The sequence below is a fragment of the Nonomuraea sp. NPDC047897 genome, assembly GCF_043204415.1.
Classification (GTDB): Bacteria; Actinomycetota; Actinomycetes; order Streptosporangiales; family Streptosporangiaceae; genus Nonomuraea.
In genome coordinates this window covers 138850-155610 of record NZ_JBIDCC010000017.1, presented here as the reverse complement: position 1 = coordinate 155610, position 16761 = coordinate 138850, and the positions used below count along the sequence as shown (strand labels likewise).

Below are 16761 nucleotides of genomic sequence, written 5' to 3'. Positions count from 1 at the left end.
GATAGCGGCGAGAGGGCATCCGGCCACCCTGACGGCGCCGACGCTTCTCGTCACGCCGCCACGCCGTACATGAACGATCTTCTCAAACACGCTCTAAGCGCGTGGAGCGTCTTGAGTTGATGCGCCGCACGAACATGATCGCAAACGCTGTGAGTAGTCTCACCCGCACCGAGAGTTCACTCCAGGGGGTGCGGCTTAGACAACGCTTCCTTCGTCACGGGGATATGCCTCTGCGACCCGACGCTAAGCCCTGGCAGCCGGGATGGCCAAGGGCTCTGCCGCATACCAACCAGCGTCCACCAATAGCGAGGACAATCTCACCACGTGGAGTTGCCCTACGGCTATATCTCATTGCGCTATGTGAAGCGCAGATGCGCCATCGAGGAGGTGAGTACCCCAAGAATATTCGGCCGATTAAGTCAGAAGGAGCGAGCGATGGATGGGTGGATCTGATTGCTATCCCAACCGAAGAGCCGCGAGCAAGACTTCTAAAGGAAAGAAAAAAAGCGCCGGTTGTTGAATGCGCTATCGAGGCTGGCCGAGCCAGATATCGGCCTTATATACGCTCCGGGAGCAGCCAACAAGCGCGGTCGCTTCGAAGGGTTTGAACTATTAGACGAAGGGGGTGCCCGTCCGGGGGGAGGCGATCCGATCCCCTATCGAATACCAAGGCACAATGAATCTAACGTCATTACGGGTCCATTTGAGCTATTCGCCAACGGGTGGATGCACGTGCTGGAGGATGTCGAACTCCAATTCATGCTAATGCTATTCTCGCTGAAGAGCGACTCCAGGTCGGGCAATGCCTGGCTTGAAGTATCCGAACACGTGAGACTCAAGAACTTTGGCCTTGGACGGGATTCATATAGTACCACACATAGAATGCTAGAACGATTTGGACTTCTTGAGATGCGGCCCGGAAAAGGAAGAGATGCAGATGGAATGGTTTCGGAGGGATATCACTGGGATGGCCTCTATCACCATTTTCGCATTCGCCCGGACGCTTTCAATAGAGAAGCTTCGGATGCCGTCTACAACGCCCTAAAAGACCTGTTGGCAGGAGGATGGCCGCTGCCGCATTTGACGGACGAGATGCCTACGTCCCTCGATTCCCCGTCAGTTGTCGAGGTGCCCCAGACGCGTCGTGGGGTAGACGCTGAAGGGCCTGGCGGGGAGGGCGGAAGCCCTGAATGACAGCCCCGCCAGGCCCGCAGACTGATCTCCAAGAGGGATCGCCTCCATGGTAGCCAGGCGCGTCATACCGTGGAGATCGCCGCACGGTACGGCTCGCGCCTGTTACCGTCCAATCATCCACGGCATCTGGCCTAATGAAGCAAGTGGCCGCCAGCGCCGCGTCCAAGGCCCAAGGGCACCGCACCCTCCATATTGAATTTGATGTTCGTCCTCAGATGCAGACAACATGCAGGCTCAACAGGTCATGTCTGGCCTGCCCCGCGGCTTCTGGCCCTCGGGGACGAAGCGGCTCTGCGATCCGTGTTCGGGACATGCGCGGGATGATCTTGCTGCTGCTACGGAAAACGCGAAACGTTTATGCAGGTCAGAACAGATGCGCCACCCGAACAGCCACCACTCTCCTAAAGCGGGTGCCGCAGGTTCGAATCCTGCCGGGGGCACTCATGTGATGTCTCAGGACATCGGAAGCCCTCGAACCTACGGGTTCGGGGGTTTCGTCTTGTTGGGGTTTGCCTGGCGTTGGTAGTCGTGGGCGGGGTCGAGGATCAGCTCGCGCAGGAGTTCTCCGGTGACGGCGTTGGCGATGCGGATGTGCAGCTCGTCGATGTGGGTTCGGGCGTGGGTTCGTCCGATGCCGATGTGGTGAACGCGATCGTGACCATGGCCGGCAGGAGCGGGGGACCCTCAAGGTCGTCACCGTCACCGCCGGCCTGCTGTTCCCACGCGCTGTCCAGGTGATGCAGATCAGGCGTCGGGTCCAGCACCTCACGACGGGCAAGTGGACCACGGTCACCGTGTACGCGATCATCAGCCTGCCCGTCCGGCAGGCCACTCCCGCCGACCTGGCCACCTGGATCCGCGGCCGCTGGTCCGTCGAGAACGGGCTCCGCCACGTCCGCGACGTCGCCTTCGCCGAAGACCACTCCCGGGTCCGCACCGGCCACGCTCCTCGTGCCATGGCCAGCCTGCGCAACCTCGCGATCGGTGCGTTGCGCCTGGCCGGAGCCGGCAACCTCGCCCAGGCGATCCGTCAGCTGTCCCGGGATGCCACCGGCGGCCTCGCCGTCCTCGGCTTCACGTGATCAGAGAGCCGGACAGATCTCCACGATGCCGGAGCCCTGCTCCCCGGCTGGCCTTTCGCGCGACTTTGTCGGTCGTTCTCGCCATACTCGCCGCTGTCGATCAAGAGGCTGACGGGATGCAGGGTGGAGGTATCGGCATGAGCGTGGAGCGCACGCTGACGTTCGTCGGCGGGGGTTCGGCCAAGTTCTGGGCAGTTCGCCAGGACGGCGCGGAGCTGTACATCCGGTATGGACGGCTGGGCGCGGCCGGTCAGACGCAGGTGAAGTCGTTCGGTTCAGCCGCCGCCGCCACGGCGGCCGCGGAAAAGCTGGCGGCGGAGAAGTTACGCAAGGGCTACACGGAGGACGAAACGGCCTCCTCGTCGCAGGGAGTCTCCTCGCCGCAGGCGGCTTCCCTGGTGGCCGCCGGCAGCGTTGCGGACGAGGATCGGCTGACGTTGCCGTCCGCCTGGTTGCGCGCTCTCCACCCCCGGCGGAGCGGAGCGAAGGTCTCCGTGCAGCGGCCGGACGCGAGCGCGCCCGAGAAGCTGGCCGCCGAGCTGGGCAAACGCCGAAAGGTGCTCGCCGACATGGTGGCGAAGTGCCCGGATCCGGGGCTCGCGTCTGCGGGCGCGGCGTACCTGGCGGGAGAGCCCGGCAGCACACCGCTGGGCGCAGCGGTGGTCGCCAAGGCGGTGGCCGCGTCCCTGTCATGGGCCGAGCGCGAGATGCTGTCCCTGTTCGCCGAGACCTGGCTGGCCGAACGCGGCCCGGTGTTCGCGGCGGTGGCCGTGACCGAGCTGGCCTCGCTGGACTATGTCCACGACGGGGACACCTTGATGATTCGGCAGCTGGCCGACGGCGAGGACTCCGACCGGTGGCACGGCTGGGCCTCCACTCGGCAGATCGACGCCCGGGTCCGCGCCGTGCTGGCCGCCGCGTCCGACGCCGAGTACGCCGAGGTCGTCGCGGCGCTGGCGGTGAGCCGCGAAGGCGGGCTCCACCACCGCGTGGCGGCCTCCTACCTGGCGCCCACCGAGACCGGCTGGGTCACGGCCGACTGCGCCGAGGTGAGCCGGAACCTCCCGGCTCTCGCCTACCGCCTGATCGCCGCCATCAGCACGCCGGAGCACGCCGAGCTGATCACGGACCAGGTGCGCGGTTACTACATAGGGGACTCCCTCGCCCTGCCCGCCACGGTCGTCGACGGCATGAGCGAGGCGGCCGTGCCGCTGCTGGCCGTCTGGGTGGACCACGCCTACGGCGCGGACAGCCGGAAGCGGCTGCTGGGCGTGCTCGCCGACCTGCCGTACGACACGGCGATGCGGGCGCTCCTCGACCGCATCGAGCAGAAGTACACCCAGCCGGCCTTCCTGCGCGCGGCCTCCCGCTTCCCCCGCCGCGCGATGCGGATGCTGGCCGAGTCCGGCGGCAAGGTCGTGGACCTGCTGCTGCGCGCCCATGCGGCGGCCCATCCCGATCTGGTGGACGAGGTGCTCGCGAGCCTCGGCGACGGTGCCGCCGCCGAGCAAATCAACAAGATCGTGACCGCTGAGACTGTCGCCGCCGCTCCGCCGGAGGCCCTGCCCGAGGTGCTGGTCAGTCCGCCCTGGACCCGCCCGCGCAAGGTACGCAAGGTGGTCGTGGTGAACGGCCTGGCGTGCGCCGACGAACCGGCCCTCGTGTGGGCGCCGGGCGAGCAGGACAACTGGCGTTCCCCCCGGGCGGGTGAAGGTTCATGGGACCGGTCCTGGCGCCGGAGCTGGGAGGACATCGCCCGGCAGATCGCCAAGGGCCAGGGCGGCTCCTGGTCCGATGAGATCGCCCTGTTCGTCGCCGGGCCCGAGAAACTGGCCGCGCCGCTGATCGAGGAGTGGCGCCCTGGCGACGTGTATGGGGCGGGCGACTGGATGCCGAGGGTGGTGGCCAGGTTCGGGCCGGCGGCGCTGCCCATGGTGCTCGACAGCGCCCGGCGCGCTCCCAGCTCGGTCGCGGCGTCGCTGCTGCCGTTCGCGGCGCCGGAGGTCGCCGTGCTGATGGCCGATTGGCTGGCCCGGCTGAAGTCCGTACGCGCCACCGCGCTGGCGTGGCTGCACCGCCATCCCGGAGCGGCCGCCAGGGCACTGATCCCGGCGGCTCTCGGCAGGCCCGGTGCAGCCAGGCTGCGGGCCGAGCAGGCGCTGGCGGCGCTGGTCGCGGGCGGCCACCGCGACACTCTGGCCGAGGCCGCCGCAGGGTACGGGCCCGCCGCCGAGGCCGCGATCGCCGACCTGCTCGTGGCCGACCCGCTCGACGCGCTGCCCGCCAGGATGCCCGTGCTGCCCGAGTGGACGGAGGTCGCGATCATGACCCCGATCCACCTGCGCGGCGGCGCGGGCGCGCTGCCGCCCGAGGCGGTCCGCCACGTGATGACGATGCTGGCGATCTCCAAGCCCGGCGACCCGTACGCCGGGCTCGCCGTGGTCAAGGAGACCTGCGACGGCCGCAGCCTCGCCGACTTCGCCTGGGCGCTGTTCCAGCGCTGGCAGGCGGCCGGCTACCCGTCCAAGGAGAGCTGGGTGATGGACGCGCAGGCGCTGCTCGGCGACGACGAGACCGTACGGCGGCTGACCCCGCTGATCAGAACCTGGCCGGGCGAGGGCGGGCACGCGCGCGCGGTCACCGGTCTGGACCTGCTGGCCTCCATCGGCTCCGAGGTCGCGCTGATGCACCTGCACGGCATCGCCGAGAAGGTCAAGTTCACCGGGCTGAAGAACCGGGCCAAGCTGAAGATGGACGAGGTCGCCGCCGAGCTCGGCCTGAAGCCGCAGGAGCTGGCCGACCGGCTGGTGCCCGACTTCGGCCTGTCCGCCGACGGCAGCCTGACCCTCGACTACGGCCGCCGGCAGTTCGTGGTGGGCTTCGACGAGCAGCTCAAGCCGTACGTGGCCGACGCCTCGGACAAGCGGCTGAAGAACCTGCCCAAGCCGGGCGCCAACGACGATCCGGAGCTCGCGGCCGCCGCCTACCGGCGCTTCGCCGGGCTGAAGAAGGACGTGCGCTCCGTGGCAGGGGACGCCATCCACCGCCTGGAGCAGGCCATGGTGAACCGGCGTCGCTGGAGCGCCGGCGACTTCGGCCGGCTACTCGTCGGCCACCCGCTGCTCTGGCACATCGTACGGCGGCTCGTATGGGGGTGGTACGACCCGTCGGGCGAGTTCACGGGCACCCTGCGGGTGGCCGAGGACCGCAGCTTCGCCGACGTCGAGGACGCCACGCTGACGTTGCCCGAAGCCGCCCTCGTCGGCGTGGTGCACCCGCTGGAGCTGGGAGAGGACCTGGCCGCCTGGTCCGAGGTGTTCGCCGACTACGAGATCCTGCAGCCGTTCCCGCAGCTGGGCAGGGAGACGTACGCGCTGGATCCGGCGCTGGTGGCCGAGATCGAAGCCGCCAGGATCCCCACCCGCGCGGTGATCGGCCTGGAGCGGCGCGGCTGGCGGCGCGGCGCGCCTCAGGACGCCGGCTGGCAGGGCTGGATCGAGCGGGACGTACCCGGCGGCAGGACCATCACGATCGGCCTCTATCCGGGCATCTCGATCGGCTACCTCGACTTCGCCGACGAGCAGACCCTGGTGGAGCTGGGGCTCGACGGCCTCGATCCGATCACCACCTCCGAGATCCTTCGAGACCTGAGGGACATCACCCGATGAACGAACACGCCCAGCGGCCCCCCGCCGAGATCCGCTACGCCGGCGAGCTGGCCAGGCTGCGGGAGCACGACACCGACGACCGGCCGCCCGGCTGGGCGCTCAGCCTGCGGGCTGCCCGCCGTTTCGTCCTCGGGGAGGAGGCGCTGGGCATCAGCCGCAAGTTCGTGGGCGATCCCTCGCTGATCGACCGGTCCCTGGTGACGCTCGCGACCAACCGCGGGCTGATGCTGGTGGGCGAGCCCGGCACGGCGAAGTCGCTGCTGTCCGAGCTGCTCGCCGCGGCCGTGAGCGGCACCTCGACGCTCACCATCCAGGGCGGCGCGGCCACCACCGAAGACCAGATCAAATACTCCTGGAACTACGCACTGCTGGTCGCCGAGGGCCCCTCCCCCCGGTCGCTGGTGGCCGCGCCGCTGCTGCGCGGCATGGCCGAGGGCAAGGTGGTGCGCTTCGAGGAGATCACCCGGTGCCCGCTGGAGGTGCAGGACTGCCTGCTGTCGCCGCTGTCGGACCGGGTGCTCGCCGTACCGGAGCTGAGCGGTCCCGCGTCGATGGTGTTCGCCCAGGAGGGGTTCACCGTCATCGCCACCGCCAACACCCGCGACCGCGGCGTCAACGAGATGAGCGCCGCGCTCAAGCGCCGCTTCAACTTCGAGACCGTCTTCCCGATCGCCGACTTCGAGACCGAGCTGGCGTTGGTGGAGGCGGAGGCGGGGGCGCTGCTCAAACGCTCAGGCGTCACCGCTCCGCCGCGCCGCGACGTGCTGGAGGTCCTGGTCACCGCCTTCCGCGAGCTGCGCCAGGGGCAGACAGCGCGCGGCGACGCCACGGACCGGCTGTCGGGGGTGATGAGCACCGCGGAGGCCGTCTCGGTCGCCCATGCCGTCGGGCTGCGCGGCTGGTTCCTGCGCGGGGAGCCGGGCACCGCCGCCGACCTGGTCTCCTGCCTCGCCGGTACGGCCGCCAAGGACAACCCGGAGGACCTGGCCAAGCTCCGCAGATACCTGGAGCGCAGGCGGCACGGCGACCAGTGGAAGGCCCTGTACGAGGCCCGCCACCTGCTGCCGGGCTGAACGATGACGGTCGTCTTCCTCGGCGTGCGGCACCACAGTCCCGCCTGTGCCCGGCTGGTCGCCGACACCATCCATTCCGTACGCCCCGCGTACGTGCTGGTCGAAGGCCCGGCGGAGATGAACCACAGGATGGACGAGCTCCTGCTCGGCCACGAGCTGCCGATCGCCGTCTACACCAGCTACCGCGACCATGAGCGGCGCCACGGTTCATGGACACCGCTGTGCGACTACTCCCCGGAGTGGGCGGCGCTGACCGCGGGCCGCGAGGCCGGCGCCGAGCTGCGCTTCATCGACCTGCCCGCCTGGCATCCCGCGCTGGCGGACCTCAGCAACCGTTACGCCGACGCCGAGGCCCGCTACGACGAGGTGACCGGACGGCTCTGCCGCGCCTTCGCCGTGGACAACGTGGACGCGTTGTGGGACCACCTGTTCGAGATCGAGCCGGCCGACGGGCTGGCCGAACGGCTGGCCACCTATTTCGACCTCGTACGCGGCGACACCGAGGCCGGTCCTGACGACACGGCCCGCGAGGCGTACATGGCGCAGTGGGTCCGGGCGGCCGCCGGCGACGCGGGCGAGCGGCCGGTGGTCGTGGTCACGGGCGGCTTCCACCGTCCCGCGTTGATCCGGCTGGCCGAGCAGGGCGAGCGGAGCTGGCCGGAGGTGCCGCAGCCGCCCGAGGGGGCGGCGGTCGGCAGCTACCTGGTGCCGTACTCGTTCCGCCGACTGGACGCCTTCGACGGTTACCAGTCGGGCATGCCGTCGCCCGGCTACTACCAGGACCTGTGGAAGTACGGCCCGGACGGAGCCGCCCGCAGGCTCACCGAGGCGGTGACGGCCAGGCTGCGCGCCCGGCGTCAGCCGGTGTCCACCGCCGACCTGATCGCCGCGCGCGCCACCGCCGACGGGATCGCGCTGATGCGCGGCCACTCGCATCCGGCCCGGGTCGACGTGCTCGACGGCCTGGCCACGGCGCTGGTCGGCGAGGCGATCGAGACCCCGTTGCCCTGGGCGTCCCGCGGCCCCCTCCAGGCGGGCCACCATCCGGTCGTCGTGGAGATGATCGCGGCGCTCGGCGGTGACCGGGCAGGCCGCCTGCACCGCTCGACCCCGCTGCCGCCGCTGGTCCACGCGGTGCTCGCCGAGCTGGGCGGGACCGGCGACGAACGGCTCCACCTCGGCGGGCAAGCCGACCGCGAGCGCAGCCGCTTCCTGCACAGGCTGCGCGTCCTGGGCGTCCCGGGCGTGGTCCGCACCTCGGGGCCCCGCCCCGGGGGCGGCACCGAGCTGGTCGAACAGTGGACCCTGGCCGAGACCGACGACCGCCTGCCCGCCCTGATCGAGGCAGGCGGGTACGGCGTGGACCCGCAGGAGGCGGCGGCCTCCGTACTCGCCGAGCGGATCAGGGACGCCGACCTGGACCAGCTGGCCGACGTGCTGTTCGACGCCGCGCTGTGCGGCATCGGCGAGCTGGCGGGGCAGGTGCTCGACGACCTCGCGCGGGCGATCGTCGCGGCGGCCGACCTCGGCTCGCTGGGCCGCACCCTCACCGTCACCCTGGCGATGTGGCGTCACGACGACCTGTTCGACACCAGAGGCAGCACCACCTTGGGCACCGTGGTGCGGGCCGCCACCTTCCGGGCGTTGTGGCTGGCCGAAGGCGTGCTCGGCGGGCCCGTACCCGCCGATCCGCAGCGTATCGACGCCATGGCCGCCGTACGCGACGCGCTCAGGCACGCCGGCCCGCCGCTCGGCCTGGACGTGGACGCGGCGCTGGGCGTCGCCGACCGCATCGCCGCCTGCCAGGACGCGCCGCCCGACCTGCGCGGAGCGTCACTCGGGCTGGGCTGGTCACTGCGCGGCGCCGCCGCGGACCCCGCACGGGCGGTACGCGGCGCGTTCGTCCCCGCGTCGGCCGGCGACTGGCTGGCCGGGCTGTTCGCGCTCGCCCGGGAGGAGGTCCTGCACACCGGCGGCATGCTGGAGCTGCTCGACGAGCTGGTCGCGGCGATGAGCGACCATGACTTCCTGGTGGCCCTGCCGGCGCTGCGCCAGGCGTTCGGCTACTTCCCGCCCCGCGAGCGGCGCCTCATGGCCACCCGGCTGGTCGAACTGCGCTCCGGCGCGGGTGCGTCCGCGTGGGACCTGATGCGGCTGGAGGCGGCGCCGGAACTGGTGGCCGCAGGTATGGCACTGGACGAACGAGTCGACGCGGCACTGCGCCGGGAGGGACTGATCACGCCATGACCGACCCCACCCTCGTACGGTGGCGCCTGCTGCTGGGCGAGGCCGGCGGCGCCTGCCTCGGTGGCGGGCGACTCGGCGAGGAGGCCGCCGGCCGCGACGCCGCCATGGACTGGCTGTACGGCCGCGACGAGGACCTGCGCAGGCGCGGCGTGCGGCGGCAGGCCGGGAGCGGCCCGTCTGCCCTGACCACCTTCGACTGGCTCGATGACATCACCCGCCTGTTCCCCAAGGAGACCGTCGAACGCCTGCAACGCGACGCCGTCGAACGCTACGAGATCCACGACCTCGTCACCGACCCCGACGTGCTCGCGCGCATCGAGCCCAACCCCGCGCTGCTCAAGGCCGTCCTGCACACCAAACACCTGATGAACCCGCAGGTGTTGCGGCTGGCCAGGCGCATCGTGGAGCAGGTCGTACGGCAGCTCATGGAGAAGCTCGCCACCGAGGTGCGCAGCGCCTTCTCGGGCACCAGAGCACGGCGACCGGGCCGGATGCGGCTGGCTCGCAACTTCGACATGGTCAGGACCCTGCGCGCCAACCTCGGCCGCTACCAGCCCGACACCGGCAGGATCGTGATCGAGACCCCGCTGTTCTTCTCCCGCACCCGCCGCCACCTCGAACAGTGGCAGGTGATCCTGCTCGTCGACCAGTCCGGCTCGATGACCGACTCGGTGATCCACTCGGCGGTCACCGCGGCCTGCCTGTGGGGCCTGCCCGGCGTACGCACCCACCTGGTCGCGTTCGACACCGACGTGGTGGACCTGACCCTCGACGTGGACGACCCCGTGGAACTGCTCATGAAGGTCCAGCTCGGCGGCGGCACCGACATCGCCCGCGCGGCGGCGTACGGCGCCGGACTCGTGGACCGGCCGCGGCGGGCCATCGTCGTGCTGATCTCCGACTTCTACGAGGGCGGCGATCCCCACCGGCTGGTACGCATCGTGCGTGACCTGGTCGAGCAGGGCAGCAAGGTCCTCGGCCTCGCCGCCCTGGATGAGCAGGCCAACCCCGCCTACGACCGGCAACTCGCGCAACGCCTGGCCGACGCCGGGGCGTACGTGGGCGCGATGACCCCCGGCGAGCTGGCGTCCTTCGTCGCGGAGCACGTGGGCCGATGAGAACGGATCTGCTCGGGCTCACCACGGACGCCCTCGCCGCGCTCACCAACCGCGGCCTGGTCAAGCGGGCGGGCAAGGAAGCCGCGCCGGACCTGCGTGCCGACGCCGACGGGACCGTGCACGGCCACTTCGCAGGCGGACCGACCGCGAGCCTGCCATCCGGCGGGCTCGACGCGGCCCGCTGCACGTGCGGCGCCACCGGGGTCTGCCGGCATGTCGTCGGGGTGGTGCTCGCCTACCAGCACCAGCACGCCGGACCTGCCGCTGAGATCGCCGACGGGCCGCCTGCCGGGACCGGCGACCAGGCGCAGGCTGAGGGCCGTGACCCGGAACCCCCCGCCTGGTCGCCGGGGCAGGTGAGCGACGACGAGCTGACCGCCAGGATCGGCGCCCGCCTGATGACCGCCGCTCGCCGTACCGAGAAGACCGGATACACCGCCCGCGTGCGCCGCGCCACCGCCACCGATCCCGCGCCGCAGGTCGAGCTCGCCACCGCGACCGTGCGTTTCCTGATCCCCGGCGACCTCGGTTTCGTCCACACCGACGTCGTCGCGGGCAGCCGCGACGACGTCATCGCCCTCGCCGTGTGGGCGTTCCGGGTGGCCGACGAGCTGCATCCCGGGATGCGGGAGGTACGGGTCGACGTCGGCGGCGAAGCCGGAACCGGTGCCGGATCCGGACTGGAGCGGGCCCTCGGGCTGGCCGGCACGGTCCTGCGCGAAGGTGCGGCGCACCTCGGCCAGGGGTTCGAGGCCACCATCGCCGACGTACAGCGCCATCTGGACGCCGCCGGATCGCGCTGGCCGCTGCTGGCCGTCGGCGACCTCGCCGAGCAGCTGGCCGCCTACCGCGACCGCAGCGCCCACTACCGTCCCGAGCTGCTCGCGAGCCACCTCGCCGAGCTCCACGCCCGGCACCGGGCCGTGACCCGCCCCGGCGCCACCCTCCGCAGCAGCGTGCTCGGCACCACCGAGGCCGCCGAGACCCCGTTGCGCCGGGCCCGGCTGGAGAGCCTGGGCTGCCGGATCCGCAGCCTCGGCGACCGGCGGATCGCCGAGATCTACCTGGCCCACAGCGACAGCGCGATGGTCCTGGTACTCCGCCGCGAATGGGACGGCGACGACGGCGCCGCGCCGGCCTGGCGACGCATCGCCGGCTCGACACTGGCCGTCCTGGCCACAGGCAACCTCGTCACGGAATCCGCCGTCCGCAGCGCCAGCCGTACCGTGCGGTTGGCCACCGGGCGGATCTCCAAGACGACGGTCAGCCCGTCGCGTGGCGACTGGGGTGAGCTCTCGCCGTCCCTGCTGGTGACCGACCTCGCCGCGCTCGGCCGCGAACTCGACGCGCTCACGCTCCGGCCCATCCGCCCGCGCGTCGAAGCGGAGCTGGTACGCGTCGTCGCCGTCTCCCACGTGGTGGCCATGACCTACGCCGCCGGCGACCAGCGCCTCGACGCCCTCATCGCCGACCAGGCAGGCAACACCGCCACCGTCACCGCCACCCACACCGGTGCCGCCCCCGGCCGCCTCGACTCGCTGGCCTCCGTACTCGCCGGGGAGGAAGGCGAGCTGCGTTTCGTCAGCGGAGTGGCCGGGCGTACCGCGGGCGGTGTCGTCATCGACCCCATCGGCCTGGCCGCCGGGGGCCGTGTCGTCGTACCCGACCTGCAACCCGCCGGAGGCAGCGGCCCGCTCGCGGTCGCCGAGGTCGACCAGCACGGCCCGCTGACCTCCGTACTGATCGACACCCGCGGGCTGCTCGCAGAGGCGGCCCACCACGGCCTGTCCCACCTGCCGCCGACCTACGACGCCCGCCTCGACACCGCCGCGCGACGGCTGACCACGCTCGGGCTCCACCGCATCGCCCAGGCCGTCACGGCGTTCGCGGCGGCGCGCTTCCAGGACTCGGGCGAGGCGGTCGAGCAGACCTGGATCGACGCCTACCTGCGCCTGGAGGTGGCCCTGGACATGACCTGACCGGATCCGGCCCTCCGCGCCGGTCGAGGCCTGACGTTGGTGGGCAACCGTTGGCGGGTTCCAGCGGGTCATAACGGGAGCCGGTACGACGGGAAGGGCGCGGCTGATGCGGGACAAGTCGGATTTCGTGGCACATGTCGAGGCGCGGTCGCCACGACTGTTACGAACCGCGTACCTGCTCTGCCGTGAATTGGGCGCAGGCGGAGGACCTGCTCCAGACCGCGCTGGTCCGCGTGTGGCGGGTCTGGGGCAACGTGGGCGAGCACCCGGACGCCTACGTGTCTGGGCGGTGCTGGGATGCGCTCGCCAGCACCTCGATGAGCCGCCGGCGACGTCCGGCTACGCTGGTCCCCTTCTACGCTGGGCCGACGACTTCAGCCGGTTTCCCGTCGTCATGGGTTGTCCGGTTACAGCCAGTTCTCGCCGTGGACGATGTAGTGCTGGATCGCGGTGAGGGTGCGGTGGCGGAGGAAGTCGCCGTTCTCCTGGCTCAGGTGGGTGGCTGCCGCTCGGTCCAGTGCGTGGGAAGCGGCCTGCTCCGGATCGGGGTCGAGCGCGTGCCGTAGTGTCTCGACCGCTTCCTGCCGCAGCATGAGCCGGCCGACCTCCGTGTCGTGGCCTGGTACGGCGAAGCCCGTCGCTGCGGACCGCTCGTACGCGGCCTGGGCTTCCTGACGCAGTGTCGTGTGCAGGGTCCTGAGCCGTTCGCGCGCCGCAGCGGCGGCGGCGCCTCGCTCGCCGGTGGCCAGTAGGGCGAGGGCCTCGTCCACGGTCTCTCCGTCGAGGCCGGTGGTGCGCAGTGCCAGGTCCACGGCCATGCGGATGATCTCCGGCAGCTTGTCCGGTCCTGGGTCGGCGGCCAGCGCGGCGATCCGCGGATCGGCGGCGGCGAGTTGACGCATCTGCTTGTCGAGGAAGAGCGCGGGGCGTGACGTGGAAGCGGACGGGAGTACGAGCCGATGGCGGCGCGCCAGCCACGCGCGGTCGATGCGGATGCCGGACAGGCGCTCCCCCAGTGTGAAGGCGGCAGCCTTGCCGTCGCTGTGCCATTCGGCAGCGGTCACTGGCAGGGAGTCCAGCCAACCGGCGACGGCGTCCGGGTCGTCTCCGGTGGCGGCGAACAGCTCCATCGGGTCGAACCTGGCCAGGATCACCCCGCGAGCGGCGAAGGTGACCGTGACGTGGAGGTTGACGGTCCAGCTCAGACCCAGCGCCTCTCCGCCTGAGGCGGTCAGAGACCGTAGCAGCGCCGTGTCGGCGCCCACACAGGACATCGGCTCGATCAGAACCGTCCCCTCGCCCTCCACCGCGAACAGCGCCGTCCGCCCGGGCGTCTTGTTCTCGCCGCTCTCGTCATCGGAGTTCCAGGGCGTCGCCTGGACCTGGCTCCAATCGGCGTTCACCACCTCGCCGGCGGGGTCGGCGCCGATGGCGCGCAGGGCCTCGTCGGCCGCGATGCCCTTCATCCACACGAGGCCCACCGGGTCGGGAAAGACGTTCTCGATGTCCGCGTTGTCGCTCATAACCTCTCGTCCGTACACCTGGGCCTCCGGCAGAGGCCGAGGCCTGTGCCGGAGGCTGGTCACCGATCGATTCGATGATCGGTGGGGATCGATGGGATTGTCGACCCATCGATACTGCGGCCTCGGAATCGGGGATCTCTTCGAAGTACAGCGCCTAATGCTCCCTTCCCGAAGGCGCGCTCATCGACGACTGGCGCGTCCTGGTGCGGGCCAGAGGCGGTGAGGTCAGTTGCGGGGCGGTGTGCGGAAGACCTGGCGGCCGTGCCAGGCGATGTGGCCCGGGGCGACCGGCTCCAGACCTGGCTGGGGCTCCCGCGCCTCGCGGCCCGTCAGGGCGAGCACCATGTCGCGGGAGGCCTGCGACCGGCCGTCGGGGTGGAGGCGGCCGGTGGCCTGGCTGTCACGCAGCCGGCCGAGCTCCGGACCGGGGCTGCCCGGGCCATGGCGGGTGTCGACCAGCCACAGGCCGTCGCTCGTCAGGTGGTGGAACGGGTAGCCGGGGCTGGTGTCGCGGGGCGGCCCGTACTCCTTGAGCAGTTTCCTGAGCTCGGCCTCGGCGGCGCTGAACGGGATGGGCCGGTTGCCGTGTCGCTGGAAACGGCCCAGGACGTACAGCAGGAGGAGCGGCTTGTGCGGTGCCCGCTCGCCGCCTCTGGTCCAGCGCCGGATCTCGGCGACCCGCTCGATCCAGTCCACGGTCGGCCAGTGTAGGGAGATCGTGCGGTCATGTCAGGACGAACGGTGAGCGAGGTGATCGCATGCGACAGCCGTCCGATCCCGACCGGATCCGGACGGTCGCGTGCCGGCGGGGTGGCGGAGTGGCCGGCGAACGTATAGAACACATGGTGTGATCATGCCGCTCGGCGACGACCTGGACGACCGCGTACGGGCGGCGGCCATGGCGTGGCTGCGACAGCGGTGCACGCCGGACGATCCCGTTGTCCGGCGTGACGAGTTGCTCGGGTTCCGGTTCGAGGGGCGGGCCTTCCCGCTGATCGACAACCAGTTGGGCATCAGGAAGCCGCAGGGCATGGCCGCCGCCCTGTCCATCCTGACGACGTACACCTCCGACGGAGCGCGCGCGCCCTACGAGGACGCCGTGGGAGACGACGGTTTCCTGCGGTACAAGTTCCAGGACAATCCCCGGCACTACACCAATGAGGGACTGCGGGTCGCGTTCGAGCGTAAGGTGCCCCTCATCTGGTTCTTCGGCATCAAGCAGGGCCTGTTCCTGCCGTTCTTCCCGGTCTGGATCGTCACCGTCGAGGCGGAGCGGTCCCAGATCGCCGTGGCGCTCGACGAAGCGCAGCGGCACCTGCTCACCGAGGGCCCCATGAGTCCCATCGAACGCCGGTACTCGGAGCGGATCACTCGGCAGCGCCTCCACCAGCCGGTCTTCCGCCAGCGGGTGATCCAGGCGTACGGGAGCAGTTGCGCCGTGTGTCGCCTGCGGCATCAGGTGCTCCTGGACGCCGCCCACATCATCCCCGAGCGCGAGACGCGCGGCGTCCCGGCCATCTCCAACGGTCTGGCGCTGTGCAAGATTCACCATGCGGCGTACGACCAGGACATCCTCGGCGTCCGGCCCGACCACGTCATCGAGGTGCGGGCCGACATCCTGGAGGAGGTCGACGGGCCGATGCTCAAGCACGGGCTGCAGGAGATGCACGCCCTGCGGATCGTGGTGCCCGGCCGGCGGGCCGACCGGCCGGACCGGGAGTTGCTTGAGGAGCGCTACGAACGGTTCCGTACCGCCGGTTAGGGGGCGGAACGGGGCAGCGGGTTCCAAGCGGGTCGCAAGTGGTGGGGTCTATCTCTAGGGGTGTCCGATTCGCGGTTCGTTCCGGAGTACCTCATGCGTCTGCTCGCCCTGTTCGCCGTCGTCGTCCTGCCACTGACCGTGGCCACGCCCGCCGCGGCCACCCCGGCCGTCTGGAAGTGGCGGACCGTGCACTCCGCCGACGGCATGGCCGCCGCCTGGGGGAAGGTCGCGGTCAGCCAGTTCGGTCATGTGGTGTACGGCAACCTGGAGGACACCCGCGGCAAGGGGTGCGCCTGGGCCGTGCTGCGGGCCCAGGACGCCGGCAACGGTCGCTGGAAGACGTACGGCTTCTACAACTGCACGCCGGGTGTGGGGACGTTCCGCAGGGACTACGGGAGCGTGCTGCAGATCAGGGTGCAGGTGTGCCGCGGCAGTTCGAAGCGGCCCACCGGCGGGTGTTCGAAGCAGCGGACCGTCTTCACCCAGGGCGGCTGACGCCGCTCGCGGCTTCCCCGAGGGAGTCGAGCCAGGCGAGGAGGCGGTCGCCCTGGCTGGTCATGACGCCGGGGTCGCGCAGGGCGTTGGCGAGCAGGGACATGCCCTGGTACGCGCCCACCAGGGTGAGGGCGAGCCCGCCCGGGTCCGGCAGGCCGAGTGCGGCGAACTGCCGTTCGGCCCAGTCGAGCAGCAGCCGGATGACCTTGCCTGCCTCCACGTCGAGGCCGCCTTCGGGGCGTTTGTCCAGTTCGACGGCCAGCGTTCCGGTGGAGCAGCCGTAGCGGGCGGCGACGTCGCGCCGGCTGACCCAGGCCCGGACGAGGCCTTTGAGCCGTTCGCGCGGGTCGGCGAGGCGGTCGAGGTCGTCGGTGAGCGTCCGCAGGTGGCGGGCGTGCTCGTCGAGCGCGGCGGCGACGAGCTCGTCCTTGGTCTTGAAGTAGTAGTACACGTTGCCCACCGGCACGTCGGCGGCGCGGGCGATGTCGGCGATGGTGGTGCGCTCGACGCCCTGCTGGTGGACGACCTGGGCGGTGGCGGCCATCAGCCGCCGGCGCTTGGAGCCGGCCGTCTTCGTCCGGGAACCCTTCGAGTCAGTCACCTGACTTACTATATGCGGA

11 protein-coding genes are annotated in these 16761 nt (G+C 70.8%); 8 read left to right on the top strand and 3 right to left on the bottom strand.

All coding sequences use genetic code 11. The annotated features are described in order from the left end of the window. Positions 1-1931 precede the first annotated feature (1931 nt). The 6 genes from ACGF0J_RS32435 to ACGF0J_RS32410 all read left to right on the top strand — a co-directional run bounded on the left by ACGF0J_RS32435 (position 1932) and on the right by ACGF0J_RS32410 (position 12361). Positions 1932-2276, top strand: coding sequence for a transposase (locus tag ACGF0J_RS32435; RefSeq protein ID WP_393152026.1), 345 nt, complete (start codon positions 1932-1934; stop codon positions 2274-2276). A 137-nt stretch (positions 2277-2413) separates the two neighbouring features. After that, positions 2414-5944 (top strand): WGR and DUF4132 domain-containing protein, encoded by a 3531-nt coding sequence (locus tag ACGF0J_RS32430; protein WP_393152024.1) that lies wholly within the window; start codon positions 2414-2416, stop codon positions 5942-5944. Continuing rightward, positions 5941-7017, top strand: a complete 1077-nt coding sequence (locus tag ACGF0J_RS32425) for an AAA family ATPase (protein ID WP_393152022.1) — start codon at positions 5941-5943, stop codon at positions 7015-7017. Before ACGF0J_RS32430 ends, ACGF0J_RS32425 begins: the two co-directional genes overlap by 4 nt. A 3-nt stretch (positions 7018-7020) precedes the next feature. After that, entirely contained in the window at positions 7021-9264 is a 2244-nt protein-coding gene (locus ACGF0J_RS32420) for a DUF5682 family protein (RefSeq protein WP_393152020.1), read from the top strand. Further along, the gene (locus ACGF0J_RS32415; protein WP_393152018.1) at positions 9261-10382 is read left to right on the top strand and encodes a VWA domain-containing protein; all 1122 of its coding nucleotides are present in this window, start codon (positions 9261-9263) and stop codon (positions 10380-10382) included. Before ACGF0J_RS32420 ends, ACGF0J_RS32415 begins: the two co-directional genes overlap by 4 nt. Next, complete coding sequence (locus ACGF0J_RS32410; RefSeq protein WP_393152015.1) at positions 10379-12361, top strand: hypothetical protein; 1983 nt, start codon at positions 10379-10381, stop codon at positions 12359-12361. Before ACGF0J_RS32415 ends, ACGF0J_RS32410 begins: the two co-directional genes overlap by 4 nt. A gap of 407 nt (positions 12362-12768) precedes the next feature. On the opposite strand, the gene ACGF0J_RS32405 is transcribed toward ACGF0J_RS32410, so the two are convergent. Both ACGF0J_RS32405 and ACGF0J_RS32400 read right to left on the bottom strand, forming a co-directional pair. After that, positions 12769-13884, bottom strand: coding sequence for a DUF6461 domain-containing protein (locus tag ACGF0J_RS32405; protein WP_393152013.1), 1116 nt, complete (start codon positions 13882-13884; stop codon positions 12769-12771). A gap of 225 nt (positions 13885-14109) precedes the next feature. Continuing rightward, entirely contained in the window at positions 14110-14580 is a 471-nt protein-coding gene (locus ACGF0J_RS32400) for a hypothetical protein (RefSeq protein ID WP_393152011.1), read from the bottom strand. Between the two features lie 157 nt (positions 14581-14737). Between ACGF0J_RS32400 and ACGF0J_RS32395 the strand changes: the two genes are divergently transcribed. Both ACGF0J_RS32395 and ACGF0J_RS32390 read left to right on the top strand, forming a co-directional pair. Then, entirely contained in the window at positions 14738-15646 is a 909-nt protein-coding gene (locus tag ACGF0J_RS32395; protein WP_393152009.1) for an HNH endonuclease, read from the top strand. A 93-nt stretch (positions 15647-15739) separates the two neighbouring features. Next, complete coding sequence (locus ACGF0J_RS32390) at positions 15740-16141, top strand: hypothetical protein (RefSeq protein WP_393152007.1); 402 nt, start codon at positions 15740-15742, stop codon at positions 16139-16141. Here ACGF0J_RS32390 and ACGF0J_RS32385 read toward each other — a convergent pair. Continuing rightward, positions 16125-16742 carry a TetR/AcrR family transcriptional regulator gene (locus ACGF0J_RS32385; RefSeq protein WP_393152005.1) on the bottom strand — a complete coding sequence of 206 codons (618 nt, stop codon included), beginning with the start codon at positions 16740-16742 and terminating at the stop codon, positions 16125-16127. The genes ACGF0J_RS32390 and ACGF0J_RS32385 overlap by 17 nt on opposite strands. Positions 16743-16761 lie beyond the last annotated feature (19 nt).

Excerpts from the sequence above, each read along its gene's own strand:
- ACGF0J_RS32435 (WP_393152026.1), top strand. The coding sequence starts at position 1,932 with ATGCAGATCAGGCGTCGGGTCCAGCACCTCACGACGGGCAAGTGGACC.
- ACGF0J_RS32430 (WP_393152024.1), top strand. The coding sequence starts at position 2,414 with ATGAGCGTGGAGCGCACGCTGACGTTCGTCGGCGGGGGTTCGGCCAAG.
- ACGF0J_RS32425 (WP_393152022.1), top strand. The coding sequence starts at position 5,941 with ATGAACGAACACGCCCAGCGGCCCCCCGCCGAGATCCGCTACGCCGGC.
- ACGF0J_RS32420 (WP_393152020.1), top strand. The coding sequence starts at position 7,021 with ATGACGGTCGTCTTCCTCGGCGTGCGGCACCACAGTCCCGCCTGTGCC.
- ACGF0J_RS32415 (WP_393152018.1), top strand. The coding sequence starts at position 9,261 with ATGACCGACCCCACCCTCGTACGGTGGCGCCTGCTGCTGGGCGAGGCC.
- ACGF0J_RS32410 (WP_393152015.1), top strand. The coding sequence starts at position 10,379 with ATGAGAACGGATCTGCTCGGGCTCACCACGGACGCCCTCGCCGCGCTC.
- ACGF0J_RS32405 (WP_393152013.1), bottom strand. The coding sequence starts at position 13,884 with ATGAGCGACAACGCGGACATCGAGAACGTCTTTCCCGACCCGGTGGGC.
- ACGF0J_RS32395 (WP_393152009.1), top strand. The coding sequence starts at position 14,738 with ATGCCGCTCGGCGACGACCTGGACGACCGCGTACGGGCGGCGGCCATG.
- ACGF0J_RS32390 (WP_393152007.1), top strand. The coding sequence starts at position 15,740 with ATGCGTCTGCTCGCCCTGTTCGCCGTCGTCGTCCTGCCACTGACCGTG.